This window comes from Zunongwangia sp. HRR-M8, assembly GCF_027594405.1.
GTDB lineage: Bacteria > Bacteroidota > Bacteroidia > Flavobacteriales > Flavobacteriaceae > Zunongwangia.
Genome location: NZ_CP115161.1, coordinates 2,850,768 through 2,872,947, shown reverse-complemented (window position 1 = coordinate 2,872,947; position 22,180 = coordinate 2,850,768). Strand labels below are relative to the sequence as shown.

Annotated in this window: 15 protein-coding genes; 9 read left to right on the top strand and 6 right to left on the bottom strand. The window is 35.8% G+C overall.

What is annotated here, in order from left to right; all coding sequences use genetic code 11:
- Window position 1: 1 nt before the first annotated feature.
- A complete protein-coding gene (locus PBT89_RS12390) occupies window positions 2-8,203 on the bottom strand; it encodes a LamG-like jellyroll fold domain-containing protein (protein ID WP_270062178.1) in 8,202 nt (2,733 codons plus the stop codon).
- Window positions 8,204-8,485: 282 nt separating this feature from the next.
- On the bottom strand, window positions 8,486-10,114 hold the full coding sequence (pruA, locus tag PBT89_RS12385; protein WP_270062177.1) for an L-glutamate gamma-semialdehyde dehydrogenase: 1,629 nt from the start codon (window positions 10,112-10,114) through the stop codon (window positions 8,486-8,488).
- A gap of 138 nt (window positions 10,115-10,252) precedes the next feature.
- Here pruA and PBT89_RS12380 point away from each other — a divergent pair, with 138 nt between their 5' ends.
- Complete coding sequence (locus tag PBT89_RS12380) at window positions 10,253-10,972, top strand: NRDE family protein (protein WP_270062176.1); 720 nt, start codon at window positions 10,253-10,255, stop codon at window positions 10,970-10,972.
- Here the strand turns inward: PBT89_RS12380 and apaG are convergent.
- Genes apaG through PBT89_RS12365 form a run of 3 tightly spaced genes read right to left on the bottom strand, consistent with a single transcriptional unit; the run spans window position 10,964 to window position 13,723 of the window.
- Window positions 10,964-11,350, bottom strand: coding sequence for a Co2+/Mg2+ efflux protein ApaG (apaG, locus tag PBT89_RS12375; protein WP_270062175.1), 387 nt, complete (start codon window positions 11,348-11,350; stop codon window positions 10,964-10,966). The two genes, PBT89_RS12380 and apaG, sit on opposite strands and share 9 nt — an antisense overlap.
- A gap of 7 nt (window positions 11,351-11,357) precedes the next feature.
- A complete protein-coding gene (locus tag PBT89_RS12370; RefSeq protein ID WP_270062174.1) occupies window positions 11,358-12,452 on the bottom strand; it encodes a DUF3667 domain-containing protein in 1,095 nt (364 codons plus the stop codon).
- Between the two features lie 17 nt (window positions 12,453-12,469).
- Window positions 12,470-13,723: a type IX secretion system plug protein gene (locus PBT89_RS12365; RefSeq protein WP_443089596.1), complete on the bottom strand. Its 1,254-nt coding sequence runs from the start codon at window positions 13,721-13,723 to the stop codon at window positions 12,470-12,472.
- A gap of 167 nt (window positions 13,724-13,890) precedes the next feature.
- Here PBT89_RS12365 and PBT89_RS12360 point away from each other — a divergent pair, with 167 nt between their 5' ends.
- From PBT89_RS12360 to PBT89_RS12325, 8 genes are all read left to right on the top strand, one after another.
- Window positions 13,891-15,237 (top strand): Na(+)-translocating NADH-quinone reductase subunit A, encoded by a 1,347-nt coding sequence (locus PBT89_RS12360; RefSeq protein WP_270060584.1) that lies wholly within the window; start codon window positions 13,891-13,893, stop codon window positions 15,235-15,237.
- Window positions 15,238-15,248: 11 nt separating this feature from the next.
- Window positions 15,249-16,439, top strand: coding sequence for an NADH:ubiquinone reductase (Na(+)-transporting) subunit B (locus tag PBT89_RS12355; protein WP_270060585.1), 1,191 nt, complete (start codon window positions 15,249-15,251; stop codon window positions 16,437-16,439).
- Between the two features lie 5 nt (window positions 16,440-16,444).
- Window positions 16,445-17,188 (top strand): Na(+)-translocating NADH-quinone reductase subunit C, encoded by a 744-nt coding sequence (locus tag PBT89_RS12350; protein WP_270062172.1) that lies wholly within the window; start codon window positions 16,445-16,447, stop codon window positions 17,186-17,188.
- A gap of 2 nt (window positions 17,189-17,190) precedes the next feature.
- Entirely contained in the window at window positions 17,191-17,949 is a 759-nt protein-coding gene (locus PBT89_RS12345) for an NADH:ubiquinone reductase (Na(+)-transporting) subunit D (protein ID WP_270060587.1), read from the top strand.
- Between the two features lie 24 nt (window positions 17,950-17,973).
- Window positions 17,974-18,588: an NADH:ubiquinone reductase (Na(+)-transporting) subunit E gene (gene nqrE / locus PBT89_RS12340; protein ID WP_270060588.1), complete on the top strand. Its 615-nt coding sequence runs from the start codon at window positions 17,974-17,976 to the stop codon at window positions 18,586-18,588.
- A 16-nt stretch (window positions 18,589-18,604) separates the two neighbouring features.
- Window positions 18,605-19,891 carry an NADH:ubiquinone reductase (Na(+)-transporting) subunit F gene (nqrF, locus tag PBT89_RS12335; RefSeq protein ID WP_270060589.1) on the top strand — a complete coding sequence of 429 codons (1,287 nt, stop codon included), beginning with the start codon at window positions 18,605-18,607 and terminating at the stop codon, window positions 19,889-19,891.
- 97 nt (window positions 19,892-19,988) lie between these two features.
- Window positions 19,989-20,348, top strand: coding sequence for a Na(+)-translocating NADH-quinone reductase subunit F (locus PBT89_RS12330; protein WP_270062171.1), 360 nt, complete (start codon window positions 19,989-19,991; stop codon window positions 20,346-20,348).
- On the top strand, window positions 20,326-21,354 hold the full coding sequence (locus PBT89_RS12325; protein ID WP_270062170.1) for an FAD:protein FMN transferase: 1,029 nt from the start codon (window positions 20,326-20,328) through the stop codon (window positions 21,352-21,354). Before PBT89_RS12330 ends, PBT89_RS12325 begins: the two co-directional genes overlap by 23 nt.
- On the opposite strand, the gene PBT89_RS12320 is transcribed toward PBT89_RS12325, so the two are convergent.
- Window positions 21,351-22,118, bottom strand: coding sequence for a class I SAM-dependent methyltransferase (locus PBT89_RS12320; protein WP_270062169.1), 768 nt, complete (start codon window positions 22,116-22,118; stop codon window positions 21,351-21,353). The genes PBT89_RS12325 and PBT89_RS12320 overlap by 4 nt on opposite strands.
- Window positions 22,119-22,180 lie beyond the last annotated feature (62 nt).

The window sequence follows — 22,180 nt, the reverse complement described above, 5'->3', positions numbered from 1 at the left end:
TCTATTTTCTTACAAACTTCAAATTGGTAACTCCTTTGGCGGTATTTATTTTTAGGATATATACTGCGCTGCTCATTTCTTTTTCAAGCGGAATGTATATTTCTTCCACTAAAGGGATATTTTTAAATTCTTTTATAAAGCTACCGTTAAGTCCGTAAAGAAGAATATTGTTAATTTCAATACGTTCTGGATTCTCTATATAAACAGCATCATCTTCGCGCAAATACAAAATTCGGAATTTCCCGCTTAGATAGCTGTCATCTTCATCTGGAGTTTCTGGAGGTTCAGGTTTTTCATCATCATCGATAGCCTCGTCTTCATCATCCTCCGTTTGTTCTTCATCTGATTCACCATCTGTCTCATCCCCATTGCCTTCTGTATCCTCATCCTCTTCGGAAACATCGTCGTCATCATTTTCTTGTTCTTCTTCGGTTGGCTCTTCTTCTGTTGGATCTTCGATTTTTTGGAAAGTTATAGCAAATCTTTTGTCGTAATAACCGCTATCTATAGTTGCAACAAATTTTTCAGCTCTTAAGTCGAAATATGTACTGTCTTGGCGATCTAATAAGTAAATTTCCTTTTCAGAAGAAATATTTTCTAAAGAGTCTATTTCAATATAAAATTCGGCACTAGATCGCACAATCACACCAAGATCTAAAACCCGCTCACTGTTGAAATCTGGAACTCCCTGTATTACCAGCGCCTGGTTCTTCATTAGCCAAAACATATCTTCCTTTTGCATGTCATAAAGAGGGGCATCATAACCAAGATCAAATTCAGACGTTGCATTTTCATCTGCACCTACGACAATTTCGCGGTACATCCCACCCGGAGATTTATAGTTTAATCGAATTTTTTGTCGAGTGTCAGCCTGGGTAATTGTTTTATTTTCTGAAGTTTTCTTTGATTTTGTCTCGGGTTTTAAAAAATGAGATTCAGAAGAATTTGTTTCTTTAGCAAAAACTCGTTGTTCATTTCTAAATAATATATCGCCCGAGCTAATGGTGATATTACCACTTGTTTCTGCATTTAGATAACTATTAACAAAAAATCCTTGCCCTACCGGAATATATTTACCCGGTCTTCTATCACTTTGTGTATTGTTGGCGTTAATAAGCTCATCTGTAGCAATTGCGGGGACGCTTCCTATTAAATTAAGCGTAGCATAACCACCAACATAGTCTTTTAAATAGTGCGAATTGCTATCACCAAAGTGATCCCAGAGGTAGATGGCACCATTAAAAAGGTTTTTATCTCCGGTAGCACCATTCACCTGTTTTTTATCAAGATTGTCAAGAATAAATTGTTCCCCATCTAGTGCGGAAGGATAGGGATTACCTATTAGGTAAATTTCGTTAGGTTCGATGCCTAAAGTTATATTTCCATTATTGGGCAAACCTTTGAAAGTGTAGTTTTGTAAAGAAAAGATATCTACAGAACCCGAGGTTCCTTTCATCGTATAGCCTTCACCTGGCTTTAGTTTGGTATTTTCATTTATTTGTTCCCAGCCTGAGTATATAGCTATTTGATGGAATTTATTTAACCAATAAGTGCTAATTCTTTTTGGGCCTGTATAGTTTTTAGAATCTGCCCATGTAAACTGTCTTTTAAAGGCAATATCTTGAATATTATCTGGATCGGTACCATCTTTTAAAACTTCTCCAATAGTGAAGCCAGAATTAACAGAATTGGAGCTCACAGGAGAAGACCAGTAATTATAATTAAAAGAATTCGCAGTTCCTTGTTGATCCCTTTGTATAAATCCAGTACTATTAGGATCTAAAATGCTGCCTTCGGTTTGTATTAATTGAGATTCGCCATTTAAATCTATAATTCCATTTAATTTTAAATAATCGGTAATAACTAAAGGATTTCCTGTTCCGCCATTGGGAGGATTAATCCCCATCATATTTAAAGCACCGGCATTAGAAATTAACCCAAGTACTTGTAAGGGTTTTGTTGAATTTGCGTAAGGGTAAAATATATCTTTCGAAATTTCAACAATATTCCAATCTATGGTCGTCTGTCCATCAATACCATAACTTCCGGGGACTTTCCATACTTCTCTTTCAGAAACTTTAGAATCATTAACCGATGTAGGTAAATACCAGGTGGTTTGATTTGTCCAATCTTGATTTTCCTCATTCAAAATATAAGGAAGCGGAGCCGTGTTCTCTTGTGTTGAGGTTATATTTCGAATAAGACCGTTATTGTGATTGCCAGTAATTTCTGGAGTTAATCCCTCTGCAATTGCCTCTGGGTTACCTTTTAATTGATAATAGGCTTCTAGATCATTCCAATTTAAGCTTCCGGGAACATCGATAGGTATAGCGTTACCGCGTAAAGGATTACTTGCAATCGCAATATGCTGATTCATTAAAAATCTTAGTTGTTTTTCAGTAAGACTTTTATTCCAAATTCTAAGTTCTTCAATCCAACCATCAAAATAATTAGAAGGAATGTCTGGACTTGTACTATTATGCACTGCACCAATTATAAATGGATAAGGTACTGAAGTAGGAAGATTTCCATCTTTGTTGGCTAAAGGAATACCATCTACATATAATTTTATATTTCCGTTTTTATATATAACCGCAACATGATGCCAAATACCTTCGCTAATTTTATGTGAAGTTGAAACAGAATTTCCATTCCATCTAAAGGTTGGGGAACCTGAGTTAATTATGAAATCGTACCCGCCGGCATTTATATTCTGAATATCTCTTTTGGAAAGTATAGTTTTAATTCCGGTATTGCTTTCAGATTTAATCCATGCCTCAATAGTAAAACTTTCTTTATCCTCCATGCCAAAGGAGTCGCCTATTAAAATATGATCATCTTTTCCGTCAAAATCTAGGCTATTACAATTCGCTGAAATGGTAAGATTAAGCTCATCATAATTAGAACAATTTTCATTAAATACCGTCCACCTTAAAACATATTGGCCTTCATCACCTATAAAATTGGTATTAGGATCACTCGGATTAATAAAGTTATAATTTGCTGGTCCACTCACCACGCTCCATATGCCCGAACCAAACTCTGGAGTATTGGCTTCTAATGTAGTTTGATAATAGCCACACCCCAGCACTTTATCTTCGCCAGTAATAGCTGTAGTTAATTGCTCTGGTTCAGTAATATTTATTGTGCGTATAGCTTGGCATTGGTTAGCATCAATAACGGTAATTGTATATTGTCCTGGTTCTAGATTATTTAAGGTTTTTGTTGTAGATCCAGATGCGTCGTTCCAAAGATATTCGTAAGCCGTCTCCTCATCTCCAATCTTTGGAGTGCCTCCCGAAGGATTTACCGTTACGGTTGCGTTATCGCCAGGACAAACGGGTTGCTGAATTTCAAACTCCATTGTGATAGGAGACTCTGGCTGAGTAATAACTACGGAAGGAATTTTAAAAATATTTGCTTCAGAATCTTTTACCCATACATCATAAGATCCAGCTTTTAAAATTTCGAATAAGTTTTCCTTTTGGTAGCCTGAAGTAGCACTAGTTATGCTGTAACTGTAAGGTGCTCGTCCTCCTGATGCCTGTACGCGTATGGTTCCTAATTCAGAATCATAACATTCCAATTCATTAGGTGTTGCTTTAGCATATAAAGGAGTGAAAACAATTTCTTGATTGTTAGTAGAAAAGCATTTAGATTTACTACTCTGTCCGCAGGCATTCTTTTTGTTATTTGAGAATGTTAGATAAATATTATCAATCGAAACCTCGTCACCGCATTGATAATTAATTGGGATAGCACGAGCATTAATAGGTATTTCTTCTCGCTCATAAAAACATCCAAATTCTCTTATTATGGTAGTCTCATTAGTTTCCAGACTTTTAACACTGTACGTGAATTCGGTATAAAGAGAGTAACGCGAAGTATTCTGATCTAGTTGAACATAAATGTATTTTTGAACACCATCGTTGCAATTTTCAGAGGTTATTTCTGTACCTGAAGCATCTCCAATATAATATCCCGCAATACCAAAATCATTAGATCCGCAGTTGTCTACATAACACTCACCAACGTATTGTTGGTATATAAAATCCTGGCTAAACCCTTCAGCATCGGTGACAGTTAATGTGATAATTCGGTTTCCTTCAGATGGGTAGGTCACTCTGTGAGGACCTAATCCAGTATCTGTCGTATACGTTCCATCGTTGTCGAAATCCCAGGTATATGAGTATGGCGCTACGCCTCCATAAGCCGTACCATTTGCTACTTCAAAATAACTTACCCGAACATTGTTTTCTCCTTCACAAATAGAAGTTGGTAAAATTTCTGCCTTTAATAATTCATTTACAACAACATCAATAGTTTTGGTACATCCATTTTTGTCATATACACTAAGCTTATAATTACCTGCAGCAAGATTTGTTGCTTTTTTTGTTGTAGCTAATATTGTAGAATTTCCTTCAGCTCGCCATTCGTAAGTATAACCAGGAGTTCCTCCAGTTGGATTGGCCTCGGCAGTTCCTGTTTTAGAGTTAAAAACTGTAGTTCGGGTGGTAGAAACAGATACTTCTACAGGAGCACTTGGCTCACTTATTATTATATTTTCTGCGATTAATTTTTGGCAGTTTATATTGTTTTCATCTCTTAATTTTAGCGTATATGAACCTGGTTTTAAATTTTCAAAAATAGCCGATTTTGACCAATTTAAACCGTTATCAATGCTGAATTCGAAACGACCGCTACCGCCAGATATTTTAGTAAACTGAATAATACCTGAGTCTTCCTTATAGCAATTAACATCGGTTTTGTTATAATTAGAAATAAGTTCGTCTGGCTGTTCTATGGTGAATAGTTGCTGGATACCGCAGGCATTAGCATCTTTAATAAAAAGCGTATACGTACCAGCGCTCAAGCCGGTGAAATTTCTATCGGTTTGAAAATTAGTATTATCGATAGAATACTCAAATGGCGCTGTTCCGCCATTAACCTCGCCAGCGGTTATTTTACCCGTAGAAGTTCCAAAACAATTTACGTTTGTTACCGATGGAGATGAAGCAGTAAGATCATTTGGTTGAGTTATTTGTATAGTTTGACTTATAGTACAACCATTATTATCTAAAATTGTTAAAGAATATGTGTCGGCAAATAAATTGCTGAATTTTCTATTCGATTGATAATTAATTCCATCAATCGAATATTGATACGGACTAGTTCCACCCGAAACTGAACCTGCTGTAATACTTCCGTCATTTCCACCAAAACAAGACACGTTTTGTGAAGAAGGTGCCGTCATTTTCAACTGATCAGGCTGCGTGATTTCAATATTCGTTGAAATCGAACAGTTATTTTGATCGCGCACGGTCAACGTATAATTTCCTGCTGAAAGATTTTGAAAGTTGGAATTCGTAGAAAAACTCGTTCCATCAATCGAATATTGATACGGACTAGTTCCACCCGAAACTGAACCTGCTGAAATACTTCCGTCATTTCCACCAAAACAAGAAACATTTTGCGAATTTGGAGCCGTCATTTCCAATTGATCGGGCTGCGTAATTTGAATATTCGTAGCAATCGAACAGTTATTGGCATCACGAACCGTCAACGTATAATTTCCTGCGGAAAGATTATCGAAATTTGAGTTTGTGGAAAAAGTCGTTCCATCAATCGAATATTGATACGGACTAATTCCTCCTGAAACTGTTCCTGCTGAAATACTTCCGTTATTTCCACCAAAACAGGACACTTTTTGTGAAGAAGGTGCGGTCATTGTCAATTGATCGGGCTGCGTAATTTCAATATTCCTTGAAATCGAACAGTTATTGGCATCGCGAACCGTCAACGTATAATTTCCTGCGGAAAGATTTTGAAAGTTGGAATTCGTAGAAAAACTCGTTCCATTGATCGAATATTGATATGGACTAGTTCCGCCTGAAACCGAACCTGCTGAAATACTTCCATCATTTCCACCAAAACAGGACACTTTTTGTGAAGAAGGTGCGGTCATTGTCAATTGATCGGGCTGCGTAATTTCAATATTCCTTGAAATCGAACAGTTATTGGCATCGCGAACCGTCAACGTATAATTTCCTGCGGAAAGATTTTGAAAGTTGGAATTCGTAGAAAAACTCGTTCCATTGATCGAATATTGATATGGACTAGTTCCGCCTGAAACCGAACCTGCTGAAATACTTCCATCATTTCCACCAAAACAAGACACGTTTTGTGAATCCGGAGTCGTCATTTCCAATTGATCGGGCTGCGTAATTTGAATATTCCTTGAAATTGAACAGTTATTTTGATCGCGCACCGTCAACGTATAATTTCCTGCGGAAAGATTATCGAAATTTGAGTTTGTGGAAAAACTCGTTCCATTAATCGAATATTGATACGGACTAGTTCCGCCCGAAACTTTTCCTGCTGAAATACTGCCATCATTTCCACCAAAACAAGACACGTTTTGTGAAGAAGGTGCGGTCATTGTCAATTGATCGGGCTGCGTAATTTGAATATTCGTTGAAATCGAACAGTTATTGACATCACGCACCGTCAACGTATAATTTCCTGCGGAAAGATTTTGAAAGTTGGAATTCGTAGAAAAACTCGTTCCATTGATCGAATATTGATATGGACTAGTTCCGCCTGAAACCGAACCTGCTGAAATACTTCCATCATTTCCACCAAAACAAGACACGTTTTGTGAATCCGGAGTCGTCATTTCCAATTGATCGGGCTGCGTAATTTGAATATTCGTAGCAATCGAACAGTTATTGGCATCACGAAGCGTCAGCGTATAATTTCCTGCGGAAAGATTTTGAAAGTTGGAGCTTGTCGAAAAGTTATTTCCATCAATCGAATATTGATACGGACTAGTTCCACCTGAAACTGTTCCTGCTGAAATACTGCCATCATTTCCACCAAAACAAGACACGTTTTGTGAAGAAGGTGCGGTCATTGTCAATTGATCGGGCTGCGTAATTTCAATATTCCTTGAAATCGAACAGTTATTGGCATCGCGAACCGTCAACGTATAATTTCCTGCGGAAAGATTTTGAAAGTTGGAATTCGTAGAAAAACTCGTTCCATTGATCGAATATTGATATGGACTAGTTCCGCCTGAAACCGAACCTGCTGAAATACTTCCATCATTTCCACCAAAACAAGACACGTTTTGTGAATCCGGAGTCGTCATTTCCAATTGATCGGGCTGCGTAATTTGAATATTCCTTGAAATTGAACAGTTATTTTGATCGCGCACCGTCAACGTATAATTTCCTGCGGAAAGATTATCGAAATTTGAGTTTGTGGAAAAACTCGTTCCATCAATCGAATATTGATACGGACTAGTTCCGCCCGAAACTTTTCCTGCTGAAATACTGCCATCATTTCCACCAAAACAAGACACGTTTTGTGAAGAAGGTGCGGTCATTGTCAATTGATCGGGCTGCGTAATTTGAATATTCGTTGAAATCGAACAGTTATTGACATCACGCACCGTCAACGTATAATTTCCTGCGGAAAGATTTTGAAAGTTGGAATTCGTAGAAAAACTCGTTCCATTGATCGAATATTGATATGGACTAGTTCCGCCTGAAACCGAACCTGCTGAAATACTTCCATCATTTCCACCAAAACAAGACACGTTTTGTGAAGAAGGGCTGGTCATTGTCAATTGATCGGGCTGCGTAATTTCAATATTCGTAGCAATCGAACAGTTATTGGCATCACGAACCGTCAAAGTATAATTTCCTGCGGAAAGATTTTGAAAGTTGGAATTCGTTGAAAAACTCGTTCCATCAATCGAATATTGATATGGTGCGGTACCTCCTGACACCGATTCTGCTATTATAGCGCCGTCATTAAATCCATTGCAGCTCACATTAGAGGTAGAAAAACTATCAAGAACTAATTCTTCTGGTTGAGATATAATAATAGATTCACGACCTGAGTTTCCAGCATCATCTGTGATTGAAACAGTATAAGTTCCCGCTGCAAGATTAGAAATATCTTCAGTAGAGGAAGTGAAGAAGTTGGGACCAGTCCATTGATATGAGTAATTTCCATTTCCTCCGGAAACATCAATATCTATAGCGCCATTGTCGGCATTATAGCAAGTTAGATCTGTAGATGAAGATGTGATAATAAGATCCTCTTCCAATCCGAAAGATTCTGATTGGTTGATGAAAAAAATCGTTATAAATATCCCTAAAATAATGACGGCTCCGGGAAAAGTAGTTTTCTTCATAGGCGTTATATTTTACTACTTTTTTTAGCCTTCTTACAATAGGATACTCTAATTTCAAATTTTTGTAGGGTCTTCAAATTAGCTCTCATCATTATTCGTCCTTGCAAATTTACTCTTTTTTTATATAAAACACCGATAAAAGGTTGGTTTTTAGCGGTGAAAGTAATATTAGATAACAAAATCTGTGCCTTAAATTTTTATTATAAAACACTAAAAGTCATTTTAAGTCATAAAAAAAGGCTACTTTAAAGTAGCCTTTTTCTAAAAATATTTGTTGAAAGATTATTCTTTCATGTGAGGATATTTATAATCGGTAGCTGGAACGAAAGTTTCCTTAATTAAACGAGGAGAAATCCAACGCATTAAATTAAGTTTAGATCCTGCTTTATCATTAGTACCACTAGCTCTTGCTCCACCAAACGGTTGTTGGCCTACAACGGCTCCGGTTGGTTTATCGTTAATATAGAAGTTACCAGCAGCGTTTTGTAAGATATCAGTAGCTTTTGCTGCTTCGTAACGATCTGCAGAAAATACAGCCCCAGTTAAGGCATAAGCACTCGTATTATCTACAGTATGTAAAGTTTCTTCCCACTTATCATCTTCATATACGTAAATGGTTACAACTGGACCAAATAATTCCTCTTCCATTGTTGTATAGTGAGGATCTTTGGCTAAGATTACAGTAGGTTCTACAAAATAACCTTTTGATTTATCACAATTACCACCAACCACGATTTCAGCATCATCATCTTCTTTTGCTTTTTCGATATAAGAAGATAATTTATCGAATGATTTTTCGTGTATTACGGCAGAGAAGAAATTAGTAAGGTCTTCCGGAGATCCCATTTTTATTGATTTTACGTCTTCAATTACGTAATCTTTAATTTCTGGCCATAAACTTTTTGGTAAATAAACTCTGGATGCAGCACTACATTTTTGTCCCTGGTATTCAAATGCCCCGCGAGTAATCGCTGTAGCAACTTGCTTAGCATTCGAGGTTGGATGTGCAACAATAAAATCTTTTCCACCTGTTTCTCCAACAATTCTTGGGTAAGACTTGTATGTGTGAATGTTGTTACCAATTTTAGTCCAAATATTCTTAAATACTTCAGTACTACCCGTATAATGGATTCCGGCGAAATCTGGGCTGGCCAATACAGTATCTGTAATCATTTCTGGATCACCCTGTACCATATTAATCACACCGTCTGGTACACCAGCTTCTTTAAATACTTCCATGATTACTTGTGCAGAAAGCATTTGGCTGTCACTAGGTTTCCATACGGCAACATTACCCATTAATGCAGCACTACTTGGTAAATTACCAGATATCGCTGTAAAATTAAATGGTGTAATCGCATATACAAAACCTTCTAATGGGCGATATTCAATACGATTCCAATTTCCGTCTGAAGAGTTTGGTTGCTCCTTATAAAGATCAGACATATATTCTACGTTAAAACGTAAAAAGTCACAAATCTCTGCTGCTGCATCAATTTCTGCCTGATAGACGGTTTTAGACTGACCGATCATAGTAGCAGCATTCATTTTCTGACGGTAAGGTCCCGAAATTAGATCTGCTGCTTTTAAAAATACCGCTGCTCTTTGTTCCCATTCTAATTTCGCCCATTTCTTACGAGCTTCCAATGCAGTATCGATTGCTTTTTCGATATGTTTTTTCTCGGCTAAATGGTAAACACCGCAATCGTGTTGATGGTCGTGAGGCGGATTTATATTTAATGTTTTTCCGGTTCTAATTTCTTCAGAACCTATGTAAAGTGGTACATCTACTTTGGTATTGTACAACTCTTTATATGTTAATAATACTTCTTCTCTTTCTGGAGTTCCAGGAGCGTATGATTTTACTGGTTCATTTTGCGCTTTCGGAACGTGAAAAAATCCTTTTCCCATATTGTTTTATGCTTGTTTTATTTGGTTTTTAATTCATTTTAAAGGTAAAAAAAATAATAGGGAATAGTAACTTCTAAGTTAGGTTTTAAGTAAGCTTAACTTTTTTCGTAAATTCAGCTACGTGTTTAAGATAAAATTATGTGTACAGTAAGTATTTTTCCAAAAGGAAAGCATTCAGATTCTTTCATATTAAGCTTCAACCGGGACGAGGCGATAGAACGAGAAACTTTACCTCCCAGAAAGAAAAATGTTAATGGATGTGAAATGATTTTTCCAAAAGATGCCGTTGCTGGGGGTACTTGGCTAGGGGTAAGTGCTCATAAACGTTTAATTGGGATCATGAACGGAGAATTTAAAGCACATAAACGCAATCCTCCCTATCGAAAAAGCAGGGGAGTAGTGGTAAAAGAATTTCTAGCTACGGAAGATGTAAAGATGTATGCTGAAAACTACGATTTTGAAGGTATCGAGCCTTTTACAATGCTTTGTGTTGATTGGTCTTCAGATCTAATAATTTTTGAAATGGTTTGGGATGCAAAGCAGTTGCATATAAAAAATGTTCCCTTAAAACCTCAAATTTGGTCTTCATCTCCGCTGTATGATTCTGCAATGAAGAAAAATAGGATAGAATGGTTTGATGAATTTAAAAAAGAAACAAAAATTTCTGCGGAAAGTATTTGGGACTTTCATCATAATGCCGGTGTAGGAGATGCAACTATAGATCTTATCGTAGATCGAGGATTTTTAAAAACACAAAGTATTTCGCAGATTGAAATTAGTAAAAAACGGAAGCAATTTAAATATGAAGAGTTAGCAACCGGAAGTTTAAAAATTGTAAATCTCCAAGATCTAGTTTAAAGCAAAAGGTGCGCTTAATTTAAATGAAGGAATTTGAACTCGAAATCTTCTGGTATTAGTGAAGTTAATCATGTTATAATGACCAATCATTGCACCAAAAGGGGTGTTTAAAAGGCAGCCACTCTGGTAAGTATGTTTTTCACCTGGTTTTATAACCGGTTTTTTACCAATAACGCCTTCTCCTTCTACAGTTTCAGTCTTATTCAAGGCATCTTTTATTTTCCAGAATCTTGATTTTAGTTGAACCGAATCGTTACTTTGATTTTCGATCGTGATCTTATAACCAAAGGCATATTTTACCTGATAGAGATCGTAGATGATGCCGTCGAAAAAAGTATGAACCGAGATTTTTATGCCTTTTGTTATTTGTTGAACCATAGGATTTTTAAAAAACTGCAAAAGAGCCGAATATTGATATTAGCCCCACAATTATGGCTAAGGTAAAAAATATAATGTTGAGAATCATAAATTTAACAGTGGTTTTTAGTTTTCCCTGCTGGTAGAATTTACGTAATCCCTGAAATAAATACCCAATAAAAATAAGATGCGCAAAATTAACTCCGAAGCTATCTCCGGTAATCAAATCTATAATTAAAGCGATGCTGTACAAAATAAAACACATGCTTTGCGTATGAAATGCAAATGTGAGGTGCTCCATATAATTATACTTAGAGCGAATATACAACAAGCTTAAAAAAAGAGAAAAGATAGGTAAGAAAGCAAAAATGATAAACGGGAGTTTACTAATTAGATAATTGATGAACAATTGCGGGTTTTGTTTTACCAAATTATAATCGACTACCTTCTTGTAAAGCCAGTGATTGTATCCAGAATTTTTAAGATTAAGTTTTGTAACCGCATCAGCTGGGATATTATTCTTTGTTTCTTCGAAATAGGAACTAAAGAGCTTGGATTTTGCATCTAAAGCATCTATAAAAGACATGGTGTCCAATTCTTGCTCGGTAATAAGGTGATCTCTGTAGGTTTCTTTTTCTTTTAAGTTGTCCTTAGAACTGGCTTTGATAATTGAATCAAGGTTTTGAAAAGGATTTTCAACTTTAACTTCAATATTTGTATTATTTTTCTCATTAAACTCTTCCAGGTTTCTAGCGACTTCTTCAGGTTCTTGATCTAAATTGATTCCTTCAAAAGAAAAATCGTATCCGTAGATAATAAAAAAGATAATAGAGGTAGTTAAAAAGAATCTATAGGGATTTACGTAACGCATACGTTTACCTTCGATATAATCTTTGGAAATTTTACCGGGTTTAAAAAGAAGTATTTTCATCGTTCTTATAAACCTGGAATCGTAGGCAAACAATCCTGAAAAAAATTCAGAAAAGAAATCACCAAGGGCTAATTTTTTTGTAGAATTTAACTGTCCGCATTCGGGACAATATTTTTGTTCTTTCTCTAAAGTTTTTCCGCAGTTAAGGCATTCTTCACCGCGATATTCAATTAAAGATCGCTTAGATTTCATTTTGTACTGGCAATTGGTTAGTTGCTAATATTGCTGGAGTTTGCGCTTCCTAGGCCAATAATTCTATCATACCTTCCTCCAATTTCACGATAATAAACTAATACGGTATATTCATTTTCAGTTTCGTCATAATTCCCGCTAATAAAACCCTCATCAATGCTGCCATCTTTATTTACAAGTACATATTTATAGTTATAAAATCCTTGTTTAAATAAGCGAGCAGTTTCGTAATATCCGGTTTCTTCGTTATACCGTAGAGCAGTGCTGTTATCTAGAGTGAAATTATTAAAATTTCCGTAAATATGTAGTGTTCCGTTATTTATTGGTTCATAATTTTTTAATGTGAAATGAATCCAGGTGTACTCCGCTTCAATATTAGAGTTATCAGCATTTAGTTGTCTTACCACAAAACCACCATTAATGTCTGGATTGTAGGTGTAAGGAGTACTTTCTCTAGATACGTCCATGTTTAAATAATGGTTATAAAGCTCATCAATATCTACTTTTCCGATATCTGCAGTGGTTGCGCGAAGATCTTTGGTGTCAAATTGAAGATATTCATTACCACCCCAAAAAGAAGTTGGTAGGTCATAACGATAAATTAGCTCATTTCCAACAGTGTATTGAGGTTCGATATCTTTAATGGCAGATTTTAAATTATGGTTTTGAATAATGAGTGGTTTTACAGTTTTATCGGGATTTCGAAGTAATAGATCTGGAGAACTAATTTTGAAATTAATCACCTGTTTCGTATTTATATAATTTAAATCTCTAGTACGTTTAATTGCGGCAGCAACACTTACTTTACTTTCATAAACCATAAATTTTCTGGAAAACACTAATTCGTCATTTTCATTATAGATTTTAATCATATAATTTCCTGAGACTTTTAAGGCTTTGGTATATTGATTAGGAATTTGTAATTGATAGTGCGAGTAGGGTTGAAGTGTATTGTACGAATTTTGGTAATTCATCACCCTAATATCGTCAAGGCCGTCTAGGTATTCGTTTTTAGATAGCTGTGTAGGTTGCCAATTATAATCAAAATGTTCAATACGGTAATAGTAATCTGCTTCGTCTCCAATAATGTCATCAAATGTTAAATTTAACACTCCGTTGATCGGGATTGCAGGATTTCCTTTGGTGCTGTTAGAGTCACCAAATAACCGAATGGTTCTTATAAAGTTTGGAGGTAGTGTTTCTTCCGCTATTTGGCTAGACATAGGGATTATAGAAAAGACACTGAAAATAAGAAAAATTAATCGCTTCATTTTAAAATAATATCGGTAAATGTACTTACAAATTATATACCTGATTTCGAAGGTGTTTATTTTAACAATTCATCAGCTCGAAAAAAGAGTACTTTATTGGGAAAAATGGCGTGAAAAACATAAATTTGCACGACTTTAAATAAACTTTATAATATACACTCCATCCTATGTCAAAAGACATTCGAATTAAAAGAGGACTTACTCTACGATTAAAAGGGGAGGCGGAAAAACAAATAGTTGAGGCCCCAAGGTCCAAGACCTATGCGATTAAACCTCCAGATTTTCATTCAGTTGTTCCAAAAATGGTGCTCAAAGAAGGAGCAAAAGTATTAGCCGGAGATGTGCTTTTCTTTTCAAAATATGCTGAAGAGATTAAGTTTACTTCGCCTGTTAGCGGAACCCTGAAGGAAATTAAACGAGCTGAAAAGCGCCGAATAGTTGAGGTAATTATCGAAGCCGATGCTACAGATGCTTACAAAGATTTTGGAACACTTAATGCAGCAACCGCTCCGGCTGAAGCTGTTAGTGAAAAAATCCTTGCAAGTGGCTGCGGAGCTTTTTTTATGCAACGTCCTTACGATGTTGTAGCAGACCCTAAAGATACGCCTAAGGCTATTTTTATCTCAGCAGTAACCACCGCACCTTTAGCAGCAGATCTAGGCTTTGTTTTAAAAGATAAAGTAAAATCTTTTCAGGAAGGAATTTACGCTATACAAAAACTTACACCAGGAAAAGTTCATCTATCAGTAGATGATTCTTCGTATCCAATTTTAAAGGATATAAAAGGTGTAGAGTTACATAAAGTTAGCGGTCCTCATCCTGCAGGTAACGTTGGTGTTCAAATCCATAAAATTGATCCTGTAAATGCGGGCGAGCGTGTTTGGGTTGTGGGCGCAGATCACGTACCGGTGATTGGTGATTTGTTTTTAACCGGAAAGTTGCATGCTAAAAAAGCAATAGCAGTTGCTGGTAGTGAAGTGAAAGATCCAAAATACTACGAAGTAATTGTGGGAGCTAATTCTGCAGATTTAATTGGTAATCAAATCCCAGATGATGTGAGAATCATTTCTGGTGATGTGTTAACTGGAGATCGAATTAGTAACAATCACTACCTAGGTTTTTACCACAATACCTTAACCTTGATTCCTGAAGGTAATAATTACAGAATGTTTGGCTGGCTGCCGTTTACTTACAATAACATTCATTCAAATTCCAAAACTTCATTATCCTGGTTATTTCCTAATAGAAAATACGAGCCTACAACAAACCTACATGGTGAGGAGCGTGCGCTGGTAGTTACAGGGGAAATGGAAGAAGTTTTACCAATGGATATCTATCCAATGCAATTGCTTAAAGCATGTATGGCAGGCGATATCGAAAAAATGGAAAACTTAGGGATTTACGAAGTAGCGCCTGAAGATTTTGCGTTGATAGATTATGTTAACACTTCTAAATTAGAAGCTCAGGAAATTATTCGTCTAGGATTAGATTTAATGATTACTGAAGTAGGATAAAAAGTTTAATTATGGAATGGATAAGACAACGATTAGATAAATTTAAAGAGCCTTTCGGTAAAGGGAAAAAGCTTGAAAAATATGCCCCTGCCGTAAATGCTCTTGATACTTTTTTATTTACACCCAATCACACCACTCAAACTGGTGCTCACATTCGTGATGGTGTAGATTTAAAAAGAACAATGATAACAGTGGTATTGGCTTTAATTCCAGCCTTGATCTTTGGTATGTGGAATGGAGGTTACCAATACCTACACCAATTACCAGAATATGCAGATGGCGTTCCTTTTATGGATGCGTTTTTAGAAGGAGCTGCTAAAATTGTACCTATGATCATAGTTTCTTATGTTATAGGTCTTGGTATCGAGTTTGCTTTTGCAATTTATAGAGGTCACGAGGTAAACGAGGGTTACTTAGTTACTGGTTTACTTATTCCTATGGTAATGCCAATTGATATCCCACTTTGGATGGTTGGTGTTTCTGTAGTTTTTTCAGTAATAATAGGTAAAGAAGCTTTTGGAGGAACAGGGATGAATATTCTAAACCCTGCGCTAACAGCTCGTGCTTTTGCATTTTTTGCATACCCAACTTATATGTCTGGTAACACTGTTTGGGTTCATAATGCATATGAAGTAGATGGAGTTTCTGGAGAAACTATCCTAGGAAAGTTAGCTTCAGATACAGATGTTCCTTATAGCACACTAGATATGTTCTCTGGCTTAATACCAGGTTCTGTTGCAGAAACATCTACAATATGTATTTTGGCAGGAGCTTTATTATTAATACTTACAAAAGTAGGAAGCTGGAGAATAATTTTAAGTGGTTTTGCCGGAGCAGCTGTAATGGGATTAATTTTTAATTCACTACCATCTTTAGGTATAGAAGGAAATCCTCTTACAAATTTCCCTTGGTATAACCATCTTGTAATAGGAGGTTTGGCTTTTGGAATTGTATTTATGGCTACTGATCCTGTTTCTGCATCACAAACCATGAAAGGGAAATGGATATATGGATTTTTAATCGGATTGTTTGCAGTAATGATTCGAATTTTCAATCCCGCCTATCCAGAAGGTATTATGTTGGCTATTTTATTAATGAACGTATTTGCGCCGGTAATCGATCACTATGTTATCCAGGGCAATGTGAAGAAGAGAAAGAAAAGATTAGCTACAGTTAAAGAACAACAAGTGAAAACAGCTTAGTTATTATGGAAGAGAAAACAGTTAATAAAACAAATACTAACGGTTATACCTTTCTATTCGCCATTATTATGGTGTTGGTAGTAGCCAGTGTACTTGCATTTACAGCGACCTCGCTTAAACCATTGCAGACAGAAAATGTTCGTAATGAAAAAATGCAGAATATTCTTGCTACTGTAGGTATCCAAACTAGTAGAGATAGCGCGCAGGCCTTATATGATAAGTATATAACAGAAACAATTTCTTTAACCGAAGATGGTTCTGTTGATGAATCTGCAGACGCTTTTGAAGTAGATCTTACCAAAGAATTACGTAAACCAGTAAGCGAGCAGATATACCCTTTGTACATTGCTAATATAGAAGGTGCTAAATATTATATTGTACCACTTAGAGGTAAAGGTCTTTGGGATGCAATCTGGGGATATATTTCTTTAAAAGATGATGTAAATACTATTAAAGGGGCTGTATTTGATCATAAAGGAGAAACACCTGGTTTAGGAGCAGAGATTACACAGGCATGGTTTCAGGAGCGTTTTGCTGATGAAAAGATTTTCGATGAAAACGGAAATTTAGTTGGTGTGTCTGTTGTAAAAGGTGGTAACGCAAGTTCTAGTAAGGATAATAATGAAGTGGATGCTATTTCTGGAGCTACTATTACCGGAAACGGAGTTTCAGATATGATTTCAGAAAGACTTAAGCATTATCTTCCTTATTTTAAGCAACAAACTGACGTTAAAGTAGCAACTAAATAATTATGAAGACAGATAACACAAAAACTTCTACAGAGTCGACTAAAAGTGCTGCTGAGAAGAAAAAAGATGAAATGATTCTGTTCTTATCAAGTTCAGAAGAGAAAGAACATTTTCTGTCTAAGAATAACAGAAAATTATTATCAGATCCGTTTGATGACAATAACCCAATTACCGTTCAGGTATTAGGAATTTGTTCTGCATTAGCGATTACTGTTCAATTACGACCTGCCTTAGTAATGGCATTAGCTGTAATTGTAGTAGTTGCTTTTTCTAACGTAATTGTTTCTTTAATTAGAAATTTGATTCCTAACCGAATTAGAATTATCGTACAACTTGTAGTAGTAGCTTCTCTTGTAATATTAGTGGATCAGGTTTTAAAAGCCTACTCTTATGATGTTAGTAAGCAACTTTCAGTTTTCGTTGGTTTGATTATTACCAACTGTATTGTAATGGGACGTTTAGAGGCATTTGCTTTAGGAAATGGAGTTTACAAATCTTTCCTTGATGGTATAGGAAACGGTGCAGGATATGGTTTTATACTAATTTTGGTAGCATTCTTTAGAGAATTGTTAGGTTCTGGAAAACTTTTTGGATTTGAAGTTTTAGGGCATAAAGCACCAACTATGGCAGAATCTACTGGATTGTATGCGTTAGGTTACGAAAATAACGGATTGATGCTTCTTTCACCAATGGCGCTTATCATTGTTGGGATTATTATTTGGGCACAACGTGCAAGAAATCGTAAACTAATCGAAGAATAAACAACAACAGCGAAATATATTATTATGGAATATATAAATTTATTTGTTAGAAGTATTTTCGTAGAAAATATGATTTTTGCCTACTTCTTAGGAATGTGTTCCTATTTAGCAGTGTCAAAAACAGTGAATACGGCTGTTGGTCTTGGAGCGGCAGTTATCTTTGTACTTACTGTAACGGTGCCTATCAACTTTCTGTTAGATCAATACTTATTAAGTCCTGGTGCATTGGCATGGCTAAGTCCTGAATATGCAAACGTTGATCTTAGTTTCTTAAGTTTTATCATGTTTATTGCAGTTATTGCATCTATGGTACAATTAGTAGAGATGATTGTTGAAAAATTTGCTCCTGCTCTTTATGGTGCTTTAGGAATATTTCTTCCGCTTATCGCAGTAAACTGTGCGATTTTAGGAGGATCTCTTTTTATGCAACAAAAGAATTTTGGAGGAATAGGAGAAGCAGTGACTTATGGTTTAGGTAGTGGAATCGGGTGGTTCCTTGCTATTATAGCTATCGCTGCTATTAGAGAGAAAATAACCTACTCTAATGTTCCTGCACCATTAAAAGGTCTTGGTATTACATTTATCATTACCGGATTAATGGCAATAGGATTTATGAGTTTTATGGGTATTAAATTATAAAAGAAAAACAACAACAATGACAGTTATAATTGCAAGTATCGTTGTATTCTTAATTTTGGTTCTTCTTTTAGTTTCTATCCTTTTAGGAGCTAAAGCGAAGCTAATACCTTCGGGACCTGTTAAAATTAATGTAAACGGAGAGAAAGATCTAGAAGTAAGTTCAGGTGGAACACTTCTAGGAACTTTAGGCTCAGAAAAGCTTTTCCTTCCATCTGCCTGTGGTGGAGGTGGTACATGTATTCAGTGTAAATGTATCGTTAAAGAAGGAGGAGGAACACTTTTACCTACAGAAGAGCCGCACTTTACCCGTAAAGAAATAGCTGATGGGTGGAGACTTGGATGCCAGGTAAAAGTAAAGCAGGATATGAAAATTCAGATTCCTGAAGAAGTATTTGGTATCAAGAAATGGGAAGCTACTGTAGTGAGAAATTACAATGTTGCTTCTTTCATTAAAGAATTTGTAGTAGAGATTCCAGAGGATATGGATTACAAAGCTGGTGGTTATATCCAGATTGAAATTCCTAAATGTGAAATTCCTTATAAAGATATCGATATAACAGCGCACCCGGAAGAACATGAAACTCCGGATAAATTCCAGGCTGAGTGGGATAAATTTAATTTATGGCCATTAGTGATGAAGAATAATGAGACTGTAGAGCGTGCTTACTCTATGGCTTCTTATCCAGCGGAAGGACGCGAAATTATGTTGAACGTTCGTATTGCTACCCCGCCATGGGATCGTGGTAAAAACGATTGGATGTCTGTAAATCCTGGTATTGCTTCTTCTTATATTTTCTCAAGGAAAAAAGGAGATAAAGTAACAATTTCAGGTCCTTACGGTGAATTCTTTATCAACGAAAGTGAAGCAGAAATGCTTTATGTAGGTGGTGGAGCCGGTATGGCACCAATGCGTTCTCACCTTTATCACCTTTTCCGTACAGTTAAAACCGGAAGAAAAGTGACTTATTGGTATGGTGGTCGTTCTAAGCGTGAATTGTTCTACACAGAACATTTTAGAGCATTAGAAAGAGATTTTCCTAACTTCAAATTTTATCTTGCCCTTTCAGAACCTATGGAAGAGGATAACTGGAAAGTAAAAGAAGGTATCGACGGTGAAGGAGACGGATTTGTAGGATTTATTCACCAGGTAGTTATAGATAATTATTTGAGTCATCATGACGAACCAGAGGAAATAGAATATTATTTCTGTGGGCCACCATTGATGAACAAAGCAGTGGAGAAAATGACCGAAGATTTTGGAGTTCCAAGAGAGAATGTAAGATTCGATGATTTTGGAGGTTAATCCTTAATTAATAGTATAAAAAAAGCCGACTAATTTTAGTCGGCTTTTTTTATGTCCAATTGATGTAGCTTTATGCATCTATTTGTAATTTTGTACTATGGCGAACGAATTGACAAAACAAGAACTACATAACCTTGCAATGAATGTAGTTGGGGAAGATTTGGAGAAGAATGGATATGAATTTCTTGGCGTAAATAGCAGTATAAAGGCGAATCCGCAATTTGTAGCTTTAAAAAATAAAAAGCTTCATTTTGTTGTTGTTCGGGCTATTCAGTATCCTAAGGATCCTAAAGTTATGGATAGAATCTATATGGAAACCATGAAAGAGCACGCGTCTAAATTTGAGGCTCGTGCTTTTTATGCCGGTGTAGGAATCGCAAATGCTAAAGATTACGAATTACCAGTAACTCACGATGATAATTATATAATAAACTATGATGGTTGGCAAGAAGTTTAAGTTTACAGTACTAACAATAATAATTGGCCTTTTATTAATTGGATGTGAGGGGAACGAATTTGAAGAAAAGAATTACTCTGGATCTGCATTAGGAACTACCTATCATATTAAAATCTTTACCGGTAAAGAAGATTTAAATGTTGATAAAGGTCTTGATAGTATCTTTCAGGCTATCAATAAGTCTTTGAGTACTTACTGGAAAGATTCAGATATTACACTTATAAATAAAGGAGTAGATTCTATTAAAGTAGACGAAAACTTTAAAAGAGTTTTCAAAGGGTCTAAAAAGATCTATGAGGAAACCGATGGATATTTTGATCCAACGGTTGGAAATTTGGTTAATGCCTATGGTTTTGGACCAGATAAACGTTTGGAGCGTTTGCAAGATCAAACAATAGATTCATTATTGAAATATGTTGGCTTAGATAAAATTCAGTTATCTTCTGAAGGGAAAATTATAAAGCAAGATCCTGAAATTTATCTCGATTTTAATGCGATCGCAAAAGGATACACATTAGATGTTATCGCCGAATTTTTTGATCATCTTGGAGTAAAGAACTATTTAATTGAATTGGGTGGAGAATTAGTAAGTAGGGGAGAGCATATCACTAAACAGAAACCTTTTGTCGTAGCCATAGACGACCCAAGACAGGAAGAAGGTGAAAGAACCTTTCAGGCAACATTAGAGCTTAAAAATAAGGCCATGGCTACTTCTGGTAATTATAGAAAGTTTAGAATAGATTCTATTACTGGAGAACGATTTGTACATACTATAAATCCGCTTACGGGTAAACCAGAAAGAAGTAATTTGTTAAGTGTATCTGTACTTGCTGAAAATTGTATGTTGGCTGATGGTTATGCCACAGCGTTTATGGCTCTCGGTTTAGAAAAGTCTAAAAAAATTGTAGCGAAATTAGATAATATCGATGTATATCTTATTTATGCTGAAAATGATTCAACTAAGGTGTATACTTCAGAAGGTTTTAGTAAAGTTTTACTCGATTAAAGCTTTTTGCAAACGGGAATAATTTCTCCTTTAGCCAAACGATATTTATCAACTTCTTCTGAAGAAATTTGATCGGTATAATCGACTTCATCAACGCTAAAGCCTATGCTCCTTAGTTTCTCGAAATAATCTCTGCCATAGACACGAACATGGTCGTATTGTCCAAAAATGCGTGCTCTTTCTTTAGGATCGGTGATACTATCATCTTCAAAAGTAGCTAATCTATCTAATTCTTGCGGAATTTGCAAAATTGCGGTTCCACCAGGTTTTAGAACGCGAAAAATTTCCTGCATGGCTTTCGTATCATCTGGAATATGCTCCAATACGTGATTGCATAATATAAAATCATATTGGTCATTTTTGAACGGTAAATTACAGATATCAGCTTTTACATCTGCTAATGGCGAGTTAAGATCTGTTGTGGTATAATCAAGATTCTTTAGTTTTCTGAACCTTTTATAGAAAGCCTGTTCAGGAGCAAAATGTAATACCTTGATATCGGCATTAAAGAAATTAGTTTGTTGCTTTAAATATAGCCATAAAAGCCTATGACGTTCCAATGAAAGGGTAGAAGGCGACAATACATTTTCCCTTTGATGCTCGTAGCCGTAAGGTAAAAACTTTTTGAAGCTTTTACCATCAATAGGATCTGTATAAGTATTACCCTTTAAAGTTAGTACCAAAAAAGGCTTAACAAAATAGCTAAGACGTATTAATAACGGTCTTGGGACTGTATTGAGAATTTTTTTAAAAAGCTTTTTCATTTATTAATATCTTTCCGGAGCCAAAGATATTGAAATTATAGGCTTTTATAGGGATTTTATAT